We start from the raw sequence: 13822 nt of genomic DNA, 5'->3' as shown, positions 1-13822 counted from the left end.
TACTTATGTCATATTTTCTATTAAAATGATAGGTGATGTCTTATTGATAGAGATGTAAAGGAGTGAAACACATGTCAGTATCTGTACAAGACAGAAAGAAAAATGATGTCTATCAAGCACGTGATACGTTTACTGTCAATGGCAAAACGTACAATTACTACAAGCTTGATGCATTGAAGCAATACGGAGATATCGAAAGACTTCCTTATTCCGTCAAAGTATTGCTTGAATCTGTCCTACGTCAATATGATGGTAAAGTAATTAAAAAAGAGCATGTTGAAAATCTAGCAAAATGGGGAACGGACGCATTAAATAATGATATCGACGTTCCTTTCAATCCTTCACGTATTATTTTACAAGACTTTACGGGTGTGCCTGCTGTAGTAGACCTTGCTTCCTTACGTAAAGCGATGGCAGACATGGGTGGTGACCCACAAAAAATCAATCCAGAAAAGCCGGTTGACCTTGTTGTTGACCACTCGGTGCAAGTTGACCGTTTTGCTTCCAATGATGCTTTGAAGTTCAATATGGAGCGTGAATTTGAACGCAATATTGAACGCTATAAGTTTTTGAAATGGGCGCAAAACGCCTTTGAAAATTACCGTGCGGTTCCACCAGCAACAGGTATCGTTCACCAAGTTAACCTTGAATATTTAGCTTCTGTGGTTCATGGTCTCGAAGAAGGCGATGGTGAATATATCGCATTCCCTGATACTCTCGTTGGTACTGATTCTCATACCACGATGATCAATGGTATTGGTGTTCTTGGTTGGGGTGTGGGCGGCATCGAAGCGGAAGCGGGTATGCTTGGTCAACCTTCTTACATTCCAGTTCCAGAAGTCATTGGTGTTCGCTTAACAGGTGAGCTTCCAAACGGAACAACAGCAACCGACTTGGCGCTTGTTGTTACGCAAATTCTTCGCGAAGAAAAAGTAGTCGGTAAATTTGTCGAATTCTTTGGTCCTGGTATGGCACAGATGTCACTCTCTGACCGTGCAACCATTTCCAACATGTCTCCAGAGAACGGTGCGACAGCGACCTTCTTCCCTGTAGATGATGAAACCCTTAACTACATGAGACTAACAGGTCGTAGCGAGGAACAAATTAAGCTTGTTGAAACGTATTGTAAAGAAAACGGTCTTTTCTATACACCTGATAAAGCTGATCCTAAGTTTACCAAAGTTATAGAATTGAACCTTTCTGAAATCGTTCCATCTCTAGCTGGACCTAAGCGCCCACAAGATCGCATTGTGCTTTCTGATATGAAAAAAGAATTCCAAAATGCTTTAACTCGTGAAGCAGGCGTTCATGGTTTTGGACTTGGAGAGGACGAAATCAATAAAAAATCAACGATCAGCTATAAAGATGGTCGCAAAGAAGAGTTGAAAACAGGTGACGTTGTTATCGCGGCGATCACAAGCTGTACGAATACCTCAAACCCAAGCGTTATGCTCGGAGCAGGGCTTGTGGCGAAAAAAGCTGTTGAAAAAGGACTTAAGGTCCCTGGTTACGTCAAAACAAGTTTAGCTCCAGGCTCTAAGGTCGTTACAGACTACCTTAAAGATGCCGGTCTTCTTCCATATCTTGATGAGCTTGGCTTCAATGTTGTCGGTTATGGCTGTACAACATGTATCGGTAACTCTGGTCCATTATTAGATGAAGTCGAAGAAGCCATCACAAAAGAAGATATGACGGTTGCGTCAGTTCTTTCAGGTAACCGTAACTTTGAAGGACGTATTCACCCGCTCGTACGTGCGAACTACTTGGCTTCACCACCTCTAGTTGTGGCTTATGCTCTTGCTGGTTCTGTAAACTTTGATCTTGAAAAAGACTCCTTCGGTAAGGATAAAGATGGCAATGATGTCTACTTTAAAGACATTTGGCCCACCTCTGCTGAAATCGAAGAAGTGCTTAGCAAGTCAGTTAGCCCAGAAATGTTTAAGAAAGAATACGAGCATGTCTTCGAAGAAAATGAACGCTGGAACAACTTGGAAACAAGTACAGGCGAGCTTTATGATTGGGATAGTGAATCAACTTATATTCAAAACCCACCATTCTTCGAAAATTTATCTATCGATCCAGAGCCAATCAAACCACTTAAAGGCTTGCGTGCGATTGCTAAGCTTGGGGATTCGGTAACAACGGATCACATTTCACCAGCTGGTGCCATTGCTAAAAACGGTCCTGCTGGAAAGTACTTGATTGAGCATGGTGTCGAACCACGTGACTTCAATTCCTTCGGTTCCCGTCGTGGTAACCATGAAGTGATGATGCGTGGAACATTTGCCAATATTCGTATTCGCAACGAGCTGGCTCCTGGTACAGAAGGTGGCTTTGCGCCATACTGGCCAACAGGAGAAATTCTTCCTTGGTATGATGCGGCAATGAAATATAAAGAAGATGGCACAGGTCTTGTCGTTCTTGCTGGTGTCGATTACGGTATGGGGTCATCCCGTGACTGGGCAGCTAAAGGTACGAACCTTCTTGGCATCAAGCTTGTCATTGCTGAAAGCTATGAAAGAATTCACCGCTCTAACCTTGTTTGTATGGGTGTCATGCCATTGCAATACAAAGAAGGCGAAAACGCTGAAACTCTTGGCTTAACAGGAAAAGAAACTTTCTCGGTTGATGTTGACGATCATGTTAAACCACGTCAAACCGTTACGGTTACTGCAACGGACGAAGCTGGCAACAGCAAAACCTTTGAAGCTACGCTTCGTTTTGATAGCGATGTGGACGTTGACTACTATCGTCACGGTGGTATCTTACAAATGGTCCTTCGTCGTAAATTCCAAGAAGCTAAGTAAGTGTTTTGCTATAAAATATATCAAAAGAGGCTGGAACATAACTAGTCAAAAAAAATGAAAAAAGGCTCCCGTTATCTATTTTTGGATGATGGGAACCTTTTTTAGTTGAATTATTCATCAATCGCTATATTTAGCGTTTTGGCAGTGTACTTTCTTAAGTTCACTGCCATAAACGCAAAGCCGAATTCATTTTCTACTTTCTCTTTGCTTTACACTGACATACGAGTGAAACGCAAATTCGCCTTCAGAAATCCAAAAACTGGTTCTACGTCACTTTTACGCTTGCCGTAGATTTCACCAGTTTTCTCTTCCAAAAGCTGTTTTCTAATCGTTTCTTTTTGTGGTTCTCATTTCTCATTGTCATAAACTCTTCGAGGATTCCCTTCCATAACCGGCGTCTGCGACGATATAATGCGGGAGTTCGAAAAAAATGTTTCTCGATGTTATTTAGAAAAGGAATCAACGTGCGTGTATCCGTTGGATTGGGAAAAACATCATAAGTGAGAGTTTTAATACCAAAAGCATCGTCGGTTTTCAATTGGATTGGGGCGAAAGACGCTCTGGCGCCTTCGGGAACAGCACGTGTCCGAAGATCCACTTGGGGCACAAATAGATCACTCCAAAGTGAGCTGAGGCCACTAAGGACTGACCCTACCCCCATCGTGTGGGCATGAGGAAAGCGAGCGCTCTGGAGCGGAATCGCGCACTGTCCTCGTGACCATAATTTTATACTTTCTGATCTTTTAAAAAAATATAAGGCGCTAGCATCCATCAATCGGACTCTAGCGCCACTCTTATTGAACCTATAATGCTTCCTTAATTCGGTGTAGATAATCGATGAGCGTTTCCATTCCCTTATCAAAATTATCAAGATGGAAGTGCTCGTTTGGGGCGTGAAAGTTTTCTGTTTCCAATCCAAAGCCCATTAATACTGCAGGCAAGCCAAGCAACGTGTTAAAGGTTTCCACGACAGGAACCGAACCCCCCATGCGCGTAAAGAGAACCTCATGTTGATATACTTTTTCTAAAGATTGGCCCGCTGCTTGGATGGCTGGATGATCATAAGGCGTAATAAAAGGCTTGGCTTGATCGAAAAGCGTGACATCAACAGTTACACCCTTCGGAAGATGCTTTTCAATATGCGTCTGAATGACCCGAGCAATCTCTGCCGGCTCTTGGTCCGGCACTAATCGACACGTGATTTTGGCATGAGCTTCACTTGGAATGACTGTTTTTATGCCTTCGCCTTGGTATCCGCCCCAAATGCCGTTGATTTCAAGGGTGGGTCGTCCCCATAAACGCGCCTTGGTGGAAAAGCCTGCCTCTCCAAAGAGTTCAGAAATACCCAGCTGTTTTTTTAATGCTTCATCATCACTTAAGTGTTGATAGGTAGTGATTTCTTCTTTATTTAAAGGCCGCACCTTATCATAAAAACCCTCAATGGAAATATGACCTTCTGAGTCGTGCATACTTGCCAACAGCTCGGAAAGCGCATGGAGTGGGTTTTGCACCGCGCCGCCATATAATCCTGAATGGAGGTCACTTGCAGCTCCTTTGATGTCAATCTGTAGTCCTGTTAATCCACGAAGTCCGTAGCAGATGGAGGGTTGTCCTTCACCTACCATTGTTGTATCGGAAACGAGCAGGAGATCAGCGGCTAATAGCTCTTGATGGGCTTCTACAAAAGGATCAAGACTGGGGCTGCCGATTTCCTCTTCACCCTCATAGATAAATTTAACGTTCACTGGCAATTTGCCTTCGGTTTGCATGATCGCTTCGATCACTTTTATCTGCATGAAGACCTGGCCTTTGTCGTCACTAGCACCTCGTGCATAGAGCTTATTATCTCGTATTGTCGGCTCAAATGGCGGTGTCTCCCATAATTCAATAGGGTCGACAGGTTGAACATCATAATGCCCATAAATGAGAACCGTTGGTGCATTGTCGGCATGGAGCCATTCCCCATAGACAACGGGATGCTTATCCGTTGCCATCACTTGAACCTTTTCCATTCCTGCTTCTTTAAGAGCTTGAGCTGTCCATTCTGCTGCTCTTAGAACATCTTGCTTATATGAGGAATCGGAGCTGATACTAGGAATGCTAAGAAATTGCTTTAATTCTTGCAAATGCTTTTCACGATGTTCTTTTAAAAACGGGTGTGTTGAAGTCAAAATAATGCCCCCTTTAATAAACATTCAATGTAATATGTATAGTCATCATAAGTGTATCAAAAATCAATCATTGCTTCACGGCTTGAACTTTCGACGGGAGGAGAACATCTTGATGATGATAATCAAGACAGCGATAGCAATGATAATCACTGCAGCTGTATCAAGATATGGAGCTGTGACCGTCTTGATTTGATCCCAGCTTTGGCCCAGCTTTTCTCCTAAATAAATGAAGAGAATACACCAAGGAACAGTGGCGAGCAGTGTGTAGAAAATAAACTTAGATAGCGGCATTTTGGCAATCCCTGCAGGTAAGGAAATCGCCTGACGGACAACAGGGACAAAACGCGCAAAAAAGACAACACCAGCTCCGTATTTTTGAAACCACCTTTCCGAGACATCCAGATGCTTTTTATGTATGAGCAAGTATTTCCCGTACTTTTCTAGAAACGGTCTACCACCATAAGCGCCAATCCAATATAAAAAGACTTGAGCAACTGTTGCACCAATGGTCCCAGCGATGACGGTTCCTATAAAACTCAAGTGACCTGATCCCACCATAAAACCGCCATAGGCGAGAACAAGTTCACTGGGGATAATTTCGATCATAAGTGCCAAAGCCACACCAAAATAGCCCATGCTTATGATTGTTTCAAGAAGCTGTGTGAGAATATGTTCCATGTTATTATGACCTACTTTTTATGAAGTATAGTTTTAGTATATCTAAACTTGTCCAATTGATAAATATGCAAAAACCAAAGATTTCATGAATAAAGTGCGGGAAAGTAATCAAACGTTAGGAAGGGGATAGGAAAATGTAAAAGGTGTATTAAATTATGTGAATTTGGCCATATTTATCTAGTAAATTTCACAAAGTGTGCTAAAATTAAAAATAGAAGATATCGAAAACACCCACATGAAGAGTATAAAGGAGGATTGACTCAGTGATTCGTTCATTGGTTTACGGCTTCATCATTTTTTGTGCAATCGTATTGGGGGCGGTCCTCATTGGGGATATGCAGGTTGCGATGTCATTTGCGGGTGGCTTAGGATTGGTTTGTCTATTCGCCGCACCTATATTATCACGAGTTTTTGCCAACGGTCATCATGTGAACATTAAGCTTGCTAATGAGACGCAGCAATATAGACGATTGCGGTTGCAATGGGTTGGACGGACGATATCCTTTGCAGCTCCGAATATTATCGGCGCAATGATTGTCTTTTTTATACATTTTTAATAAGGTAAACTAAAAAGTCCTTTGAAGGGCTTTTTTTTAAAGAAAAGAAAGCCTCTTCCATATTGGATGATGCTCTATACTAAGGACAAGGACCGGGCATGCTTTTCGCCCGGTTTTTCTAATGATAATAATGCAAAATTTGGTGTCATTGAGTGACTTGTACTTGCTTCCAGTTCAATCCACTGGATATGTATATTGGCTTCAATTCATTTTTAAGGCCAACATAGGCACGGGCGAGGCGTATTTTGCCTCATTTGTCTTATTGCATGCCAGCTTTATGTAGGTGTCTAAAAAGAGGGAAGGGTGTACCATTCTATCCAACGCTTAATATTCTATTGTTAAAGATGGAATTTTGAGGTGATAAATATGATGCACGCATTTCCAACATTTGAAACAGAACATTTTTCTTTTGGTCCTGTCACATACGAGGATGTACCCAATCTCTATACATTATTTTCTGATCAAGAAACCATGAAATTCGATGGTGGTCAAACGATGCAGAGCATGGATGAGGCCTATCAGTTTGTTCAATATTTCTCTGTGTACAATCCAGAGTTCCCGGTGCTTCGTTGGGCCATTCGCTCAAAGGATGGGCGTATTTTTTATGGGACTGGAGGCTTTTATAAGATTAATCTCCAACATAGACGAGCGGAAATTGGTGGTGAGCTGCTGAAACAGCATTGGAGTAAAGGGGTGGCGACTGAGGCGATGAGCGGCATCGTTAACTATGGGTTTAATGTGCTCAGGCTCAATCGTATCATGGCAATGGTTGCGCCAGACAACAAAGCGGCTAATGCATTGATTAACAAGGGGTTTTTTAAGCGTGAAGGCTGCCTGCGACAGTGGGAGAAGTGGGGGGATAGATGGGTTGATTTAAATATTTATAGCCTATTACAAGAAGAGTGGCGCAAAATAAAATAAAATGAATCACTTAAATTTCTTATTTTTGTAATAATTGAGTGTCTTGTTGTCCATCCTGTAGTATATAATATAATTAGAGAAAGAAGGGATAACATGCGAAAAAGACTTGGATTTCAGGAACTCATCAGCAAAAATAAGTCTGAAATTTTAAAAGATAATAATGCGCTTCAAAAAATTGAGGATAAAATTGAAAAAAAACATAGTCCAAAATAAAGCAGTGGCTTAGGCCTCTGCTTTATTTTATGGGAGAACAGCTTATCATTTATCATCATTAAGTGATAAAGGGTGCGGGGGGAATGGAACTTTATGGATTGTTATTAGTTTGTTAAGAATTTGTTAATGCTTGCCCAAATTTAATCATAATCTATGATAAAATAATGAAGGTGATTTATAGAGAGATGAAAGAAGGCATTACATGGCATTCGGTATAACAAAACATGATGTTGAGCGGTGGAAGGAGCAGGTGAGCAACGGTCAGATTGCATTTCTAACCCACTATTGGTTTGATCCCCGCTTTCCACAATATAAAACCGTTACTAAAGCTGGATGTAGTACTCTTGAGCGGCTGATTGATTGGGGTGCTCAATATGGCCTTGAAGCAGAATGGATCGACTATCATGAAGGGTATCCACATTTTGATTTATTAGGGGATAAACAATATCAGATCTTATTGAAAGAAAATTGCTTGGAGCAGATCCAACGCTTCAGTCTATCCAAATGAGGCGTTATAGAGAGAGATTGTGAGATTGGATAAAAGGGGAGTGGAGACATTTAAAAGGAAAGTACTGTGGCGGCTTATCACGATCCTTTTAGTGGCACTTTTTTTAGCTGTTATACTTTTCAATGTGTACACGCATTATTTTAAGGATTATGAAGGCAAGCCACAAAGACTACACACAATACCATCTGAGCACGTGACAATGCAAATGGACTTAAATATAACGGCTATTGGTGATTCCTTAACCCAAGGTGTCGGGGATCCTGAGGAGCAAGGGTATGCTGGGATCACGGCTAAAGGCTTGCAAGCATCATCGGCAGTCGCTCAGGTTAACTTTGAAGATTATGGTGTACGCGGGGATACCACTAGTGATTTATTAGACGTTTTGAATAAAAGTAAGGTTGAGGACGCATTAGCACACTCCGATTATATCTTTTTAACCATCGGTGGGAATGATCTAGTAGGTGTATTAAAAAAACATTTTTTACAGCTTGATCTCGATGATTTCGAGGCCCAGAGGGTCACATATACAAAAAATCTGTATGCGATATTGACGAAAATTAGGCAGCTTAATAGCCAAGCAACTATATATTATCTTGGGCTTTATAATCCATTTGAAGATTATTTTGGTGAACTGAATAGTCAATTTGTTACCATTCTTGATGAATGGAATAATGCGACACAGACGATATTGAATTTATATCCTAACACCACTTTTGTGCCTACTTATGATCTCTTTCATGGCAAGACTGATCAGCTGCTTTATACGGATCACTTTCACCCAAATAAAGAAGGTTATCATTTAATGGCCAAACGCTTACTTAACACAATAGAAAAATAGAAGACACAAACAAGGGTGAGACAAAACGAAAAGAAATCACCCTCATACCGAATGATAGTAGCCAGGGAAACGGGAAACGTCGTCAAAATACGGAGACTCCTACGGGAGCAGCTTACTTCACAAGTAAACTTCGAGTTGTTCCGAGAAAGCTGATTTCGAAGCCATACGCGTAGACGCAGGAACAGGGGGCTTTTCAATCCCTTCAAAATGGTGAATGCGTTCGGATTCTCTATGAGCTGAAGACTTCTGTCTCGGCCCCGTTTTTATAGCCGTAAGTAAATAAGCTCTATTCAATGGAAGGCCTTTTATAAAAATCATCATGTTTGATTTGTGTTAAAATAATGAATAGTAATAAAAAATAGTGATCTTAATTCAAGCAAAGGAGATTTGACCATGATTCTTGTGAATGATCAATGGCTTTCAAGAGGAGAAGCTAAGGTTGATATTGAAGATCGTGGCTATCAATTTGGCGACGGTGTTTATGAAGTCATCCGGGTATACAACGGGAAGCTCTTTGCGTTAGATGAGCACCTTCAGCGCTTAAAAAGAAGCTTGGTTGCCATTCGCATCAAGCCTCCATATCCGATGGAGGTGCTTGAGAAGAACCTGTATCAATTAGTCGAACACGATCAATTGACCGATGGGATTGTCTATCTTCAAGTGACAAGGGGACAGGCACCAAGAGGACACGGCTTTCCCAAAGCTGCCCAAAGTGTCCTTACAGCGTACACCAAAAGCATTGACAGACCTCTAAAAGAGATGACTTCGGGTATTTCTGCTCATTTGACAGCAGATATTCGCTGGCTACGCTGTGATATCAAAAGTCTGAACCTTTTAGGCAATGTCTTAGCAAAACAGGAAGCACTTGAGAAGGGCTGTCAGGAAACCATCTTCCACCGTGATGGGATGGTAACAGAAGGTGGGTCCTCAAATGTATTTATCGTACAAAACCAGCAGTTAGTGACACATCCGAGCAGCCATTTGATTCTAAACGGGATTACGCGGCAGCAAATTATAAAGCTGGCTACAGTATTAGGTATTCCAGTTGTTGAGCGGGCGTTTTCAATTGACGATTTATTTGCAGCTGAAGAGGTCTTTGTATCAAGTACTGTTCAAGAAGTGAGTCCTGTCGTTACTGTCGATAAGGTAGTCATTGCCAGTGGTAAGCCAGGGCCGCTAACTCAGCAGCTTCAAAAACAGTTTGAAACTTTGATTAACAAATAAGTTTACTTTAATTATATTATGTCAACCTATGTATTAAAGTCCGACGGGATCAACCGTCGGGCTTTGCCATTGTATCGAGCTGGTGAGGCTAGATGAGCCCTAAGATTGTTGTTGTGATTGGGCTTCTTGCACTTTTTGTTGCGCTGCCTGAAGCTGAGACTGAGCGATTTCCACATGATTTTGCTCTTCAGGATTTTTGGCAGATGAAAGGGCTTGGGTTAGTGTTTGCTGTGCTTTTTGAATATTTTGCTCGAGCTGCTGTGACGCTTGATTATTTTCTAAAGCTTGGGCTTGTGTCACAGATTGAAGTGCCGCCTGCAAATATTTTTGTGTTTGCTGTAATGGGTTTAGTTTTTGTTTGGATTGAATCTGATCTGATTGTGCCATTCTCAACACTCCTCTTTTCGATATTATCCTTACTATTTCCAATAGCAGTTGAAACATGCTGCCCACATTCTTTATTCCAGTTTATTCCATAGTGAATATTCCACTCTCATCCATTGCACACTATAAGTAAACAATAATGTTGGAGGATCAAAATGGACGATAAAAAAACGATGGAACTGATTTCACTAGCGTCGATCCCGCTCATTATGACTTTAGGGAACTCAATGCTTATCCCGGTTTTACCTTTGATAGAAGAGACGCTTAAGATTTCTCCATTTCAATCCAGTTTAATTATTACGACGTTTTCTGTCGTTGCCATTGTTTTTATCCCGATAGCCGGTTATTTATCCGACCGAATAGGGAGGAAAAAGGTCATTATTCCGAGTCTGATTATAACTGCAATAGGAGGCCTTGTCGCTGGGCTTGGGTCTATTTTTTTTGCGCATTCGTATTCCTTTATATTAATAGGTCGTCTTTTGCAAGGACTTGGGGCCTCTGGTGCCTTTCCTGTCGTCATCCCCTTAGTTGGTGATATGTTTAAAAATGAACAAAAGGTCAGCAATGCTTTAGGAATTTTGGAAACGTCTAATACCGCAGGAAAGGTTCTAAGTCCTATCATCGGCGCATTGTTTGCGGCCATCATTTGGTATGTGCCTTTTTTAGCGATACCCGTGCTCTGTCTCATTTCCATTGTCATGGTGGGCTCAAGCGTCCATGTTCCTAAATCAAAGGAAAAACCTAAACCCTTTAAACAATTTCTGCACAACATTTGGCAGATTTATAAGAATAACTGGCAATGGATCAGTGCCGTGTTCCTTATTGGTGGCATTATTATGTTTGTGCTTTTTGGTACCTTGTTTTATTTGTCGCAGCTTTTGGAGACTGAATATCATCTAAAAGGTGTACGCAAAGGCTTTATCATCGCCATTCCACTTTTTGCTTTATGCGTGGCTTCTCTTATTACTGGTAAACAAATCGGTCAAAATAAGCTATTGATGAAATGGTTAACCTTCGCCGGCATGATTTTGATGGCACTCGCGATGTTTTTGCTCAGCTTTGAACCAGGTATTCGCTTGTTTTTATGGTATCTTTTCATTGGTGGCATAGGCATTGGCGTGGTTTTGCCTTGCTTGGATGCTTTTATTACTGAAGGAATAGAAAAGGAAAATCGAGGAACGATGACCAGTCTTTATAGCAGCATGCGCTATATTGGTGTAGCCGCTGGACCACCGTTTTTTGCCCTTGTTATGGAGATGTCTGTGCGTTGGATGTTTTTAATGGCAGGTGGCACTTCCATTATTGCCATTGCTTTAGCGATCATCGCCATTAAACCCGACACAAATAAAGCGTCAAAAGAGGGGAACCCGCATCCCGTTAGCTAATCAAGGAAAGGCAATGCTTAAGATAAAAAAGGGTGTTCTAATGTTCTAGAAAAACGACTTTCTTTCAAGCAGACAGAAAGTCGTTCAGTCTTTAAAAACAGCCTTTGTTTACGTTAACGAATAAAAGGGCTTGAACATAAGGATTCAGCTCGTAGAGAAGTCGAACGCATTCACAAATTCAAAGGGATGCGTTCGACTTTTTTTAAAGAAAAGAAAACATAAAATTTCTGATCATGAGGATGGTGCGGGATTCTGCTCCAGGCAGCTCGCCCACTGTTTGATTTTTTGATGGTCTTTAATGTTCAACAGTAGTGATCGGCCACCAATGAAAATGATTCTTTGCTAATAATTCATCAGCCGCTTTGGGTCCCCTCGTTCCAGCTTCATAATAATCTAGAGGAGCTTTGGCTTCGTCCCATGCTTTGATAATGCTATCAACGTATTGCCAAGAAAGAGCGACTTCATCCCAGCGTGTAAAGTTTGTGGAATCACCACGCATACAATCGTGAATGAGCCGTTCATAGGCATCAGACGTCCCGAGTTCATTGGTACAATTATGACAAAAATCCAATTTGATGGGCATCGTCTCTTGAGATTCTCCGATTTTTTTGGCGTTGAGAATCAATGAAAGTCCCTCATCAGGCTGAACGTGAATAACCAAGCGGTTAGGTTGTTGATCCAAATAAGGGTTTAAAGGAGCGTCCTTAAATTGGATGACAATTTGCGTAGATTTTACTTTCAGGCGCTTCCCAGTTCTAATATAAAAGGGGACTCCCGCCCATCTGAAGTTATCAATATAGAGCTTAGCGGCAACAAATGTATCCGTTTGAGAATTCTCCTTAATGTTGTCCTCATCCCGATAGCCCTTAACCTGTTCGCCATTTTCTAAAATCCCACTTTTGTATTGTGCTTTGATAATATCTTCCTTTACTGATTCAATGGTCACAGGGCGAATGGACCGCAATACTTTTACTTTCTCATCGCGAATATCTTCGGTTTCCAATCGGCTTGGCGGCTCCATTGCTGTTAAAGCGGTCATCTGCAGAATATGGTTTTGTACCATATCCATTAGCGCACCTGTTCTGTCGTAATAACCAGCGCGTTCACCTACGCCCAATGTTTCACTTGAGGTGATTTGTATATTAGAAATGTAACGATTATTCCAAATCGATTCAAAGAGTGGGTTAGCAAAGCGAATCACTTGGATATTTTGAACCATTTCTTTACCAAGATAATGGTCAATGCGATAGATTTCTTGTTCATCAAATACGTGATTAATTTCTTGATTAAGTTTTTGAGCGGAAGAGAGGTTATGTCCAAACGGCTTTTCGATAACAAGTCGCTTCCAGCCTGATGTATTTGTCAAACCTGATTCCTTAAGATGAGTTGTGACCGTACCAAAGAAATTAGGGGCTAAAGCTAAGTAAAACATGCGGTTCCCCGATAAGTTAAAGTCTTTATCCACCTTATTGGCAAGCTCACCAAGCCCTTTATAAGCTTCGACGTTCTCTACATCAATGGAGTAGAAAAAGAAGCGTTTTAAGAAATCATCTGCTTCTACCCCCTCGGCCTTGATGGATTCTTTGACGACCGCTCTATATGTTTCGTGATCATAGGCCCGCCGACCTGTACCGATAATGGCAAAACGTTCGACATCGTTTTGCTTTTTATATAATTGATATAAAGCAGGGTAAAGCTTACGTACAGCTAAATCTCCTGTTGCTCCGAATAAAATGATGGTTGTTTCTGTTTGGTTTGCTGATCCCATGACTATGCCTCACTTTTTTCCTATTTTTATTAGAAACACTTGGCTGACACCAACTGATTAGTTAAAAGTCTAACCTTTTACTAAAGTTGTTTATCCAATTAAAACATCAGCATATAATAAATATGACATTATTATATCGGTTCTTTGACGGGCAAACAACTGTCCTGTTTCAGACAGAATAAAATTGTATTTTTCTCCTATGAGATAAGTGTTTACTATTGCCTTATAACGTATGAATAAAAAGAAAATAAAAGTGAAAAATAACGGTATGTGTAAAATAGTTCTCGGTGGTATTTCTACAAAATCCTAGCCAAAAAAGAAGAGGCACTCTATCATAAATGTATGCCTACCAGAGCAAATACATCGTA

At 41.1% G+C, this 13822-nt stretch carries 12 protein-coding genes and 1 pseudogene; 8 read left to right on the top strand and 5 right to left on the bottom strand.

Features of this window, described 5'->3' with window-relative positions; all coding sequences use genetic code 11:
- Positions 1–71: 71 nt before the first annotated feature.
- The gene (acnA, locus tag IEW82_RS16630) at positions 72–2807 is read left to right on the top strand and encodes an aconitate hydratase AcnA (RefSeq protein WP_188697200.1); all 2736 of its coding nucleotides are present in this window, start codon (positions 72–74) and stop codon (positions 2805–2807) included.
- Here the strand turns inward: acnA and IEW82_RS16625 are convergent.
- From IEW82_RS16625 to uptA, 3 genes and pseudogenes are all read right to left on the bottom strand, one after another.
- Positions 2800–3351 (bottom strand): annotated as a pseudogene (locus IEW82_RS16625) (transposase); the annotation flags it as partial. The gene acnA and the pseudogene IEW82_RS16625 sit on opposite strands and share 8 nt — an antisense overlap.
- A gap of 259 nt (positions 3352–3610) precedes the next feature.
- Complete coding sequence (locus IEW82_RS16620; RefSeq protein WP_188697196.1) at positions 3611–5002, bottom strand: dipeptidase; 1392 nt, start codon at positions 5000–5002, stop codon at positions 3611–3613.
- A 51-nt stretch (positions 5003–5053) separates the two neighbouring features.
- Positions 5054–5614 (bottom strand): undecaprenyl phosphate transporter UptA, encoded by a 561-nt coding sequence (gene uptA, locus IEW82_RS16615; RefSeq protein WP_505891275.1) that lies wholly within the window; start codon positions 5612–5614, stop codon positions 5054–5056.
- Between the two features lie 305 nt (positions 5615–5919).
- Between uptA and IEW82_RS16610 the strand changes: the two genes are divergently transcribed.
- The 6 genes from IEW82_RS16610 (at position 5920) to dat (ending at position 9917) form a co-directional block, all read left to right on the top strand.
- Positions 5920–6213 (top strand): DUF5316 family protein, encoded by a 294-nt coding sequence (locus tag IEW82_RS16610; RefSeq protein WP_188697190.1) that lies wholly within the window; start codon positions 5920–5922, stop codon positions 6211–6213.
- Between the two features lie 366 nt (positions 6214–6579).
- On the top strand, positions 6580–7134 hold the full coding sequence (locus IEW82_RS16605; RefSeq protein ID WP_188697187.1) for a GNAT family N-acetyltransferase: 555 nt from the start codon (positions 6580–6582) through the stop codon (positions 7132–7134).
- A gap of 93 nt (positions 7135–7227) precedes the next feature.
- Entirely contained in the window at positions 7228–7347 is a 120-nt protein-coding gene (locus IEW82_RS16600) for an FbpB family small basic protein (protein ID WP_188697184.1), read from the top strand.
- A 202-nt stretch (positions 7348–7549) separates the two neighbouring features.
- Entirely contained in the window at positions 7550–7855 is a 306-nt protein-coding gene (locus tag IEW82_RS16595) for a hypothetical protein (protein WP_188697181.1), read from the top strand.
- Positions 7856–7895: 40 nt separating this feature from the next.
- Positions 7896–8693, top strand: coding sequence for an SGNH/GDSL hydrolase family protein (locus IEW82_RS16590; RefSeq protein WP_188697178.1), 798 nt, complete (start codon positions 7896–7898; stop codon positions 8691–8693).
- A 393-nt stretch (positions 8694–9086) separates the two neighbouring features.
- Positions 9087–9917 carry a D-amino-acid transaminase gene (gene dat / locus IEW82_RS16585; RefSeq protein ID WP_308422169.1) on the top strand — a complete coding sequence of 277 codons (831 nt, stop codon included), beginning with the start codon at positions 9087–9089 and terminating at the stop codon, positions 9915–9917.
- A gap of 99 nt (positions 9918–10016) precedes the next feature.
- On the opposite strand, the gene IEW82_RS16580 is transcribed toward dat, so the two are convergent.
- The gene (locus IEW82_RS16580) at positions 10017–10304 is read right to left on the bottom strand and encodes a hypothetical protein (RefSeq protein WP_188697172.1); all 288 of its coding nucleotides are present in this window, start codon (positions 10302–10304) and stop codon (positions 10017–10019) included.
- Positions 10305–10456: 152 nt separating this feature from the next.
- On the opposite strand from IEW82_RS16580, the gene IEW82_RS16575 reads away from it, so the two are divergent.
- Complete coding sequence (locus IEW82_RS16575; protein ID WP_188697170.1) at positions 10457–11686, top strand: MFS transporter; 1230 nt, start codon at positions 10457–10459, stop codon at positions 11684–11686.
- Positions 11687–11981: 295 nt separating this feature from the next.
- Here IEW82_RS16575 and zwf read toward each other — a convergent pair whose 3' ends face one another.
- Complete coding sequence (zwf, locus tag IEW82_RS16570; RefSeq protein WP_188697167.1) at positions 11982–13454, bottom strand: glucose-6-phosphate dehydrogenase; 1473 nt, start codon at positions 13452–13454, stop codon at positions 11982–11984.
- Positions 13455–13822 lie beyond the last annotated feature (368 nt).

Source organism: Pullulanibacillus camelliae (assembly GCF_014642655.1).
GTDB classification, from domain to species: Bacteria; Bacillota; Bacilli; order Bacillales; family Sporolactobacillaceae; genus Pullulanibacillus; species Pullulanibacillus camelliae.
Note: the sequence above shows the minus strand (reverse complement) of the source record. Positions and strands in the feature narration are given on the sequence as shown.

Coding starts and splice junctions, on each gene's coding strand:
- IEW82_RS16580 (WP_188697172.1), bottom strand. CDS start 10,304: ATGGCACAATCAGATCAGATTCAATCCAAACAAAAACTAAACCCATTA.
- dat (WP_308422169.1), top strand. CDS start 9,087: ATGATTCTTGTGAATGATCAATGGCTTTCAAGAGGAGAAGCTAAGGTT.
- uptA (WP_505891275.1), bottom strand. CDS start 5,614: ATGGGCTATTTTGGTGTGGCTTTGGCACTTATGATCGAAATTATCCCC.
- IEW82_RS16600 (WP_188697184.1), top strand. CDS start 7,228: ATGCGAAAAAGACTTGGATTTCAGGAACTCATCAGCAAAAATAAGTCT.
- IEW82_RS16575 (WP_188697170.1), top strand. CDS start 10,457: ATGGACGATAAAAAAACGATGGAACTGATTTCACTAGCGTCGATCCCG.
- zwf (WP_188697167.1), bottom strand. CDS start 13,454: ATGGGATCAGCAAACCAAACAGAAACAACCATCATTTTATTCGGAGCA.
- acnA (WP_188697200.1), top strand. CDS start 72: ATGTCAGTATCTGTACAAGACAGAAAGAAAAATGATGTCTATCAAGCA.
- IEW82_RS16605 (WP_188697187.1), top strand. CDS start 6,580: ATGATGCACGCATTTCCAACATTTGAAACAGAACATTTTTCTTTTGGT.
- IEW82_RS16595 (WP_188697181.1), top strand. CDS start 7,550: ATGGCATTCGGTATAACAAAACATGATGTTGAGCGGTGGAAGGAGCAG.
- IEW82_RS16620 (WP_188697196.1), bottom strand. CDS start 5,002: ATGTTTATTAAAGGGGGCATTATTTTGACTTCAACACACCCGTTTTTA.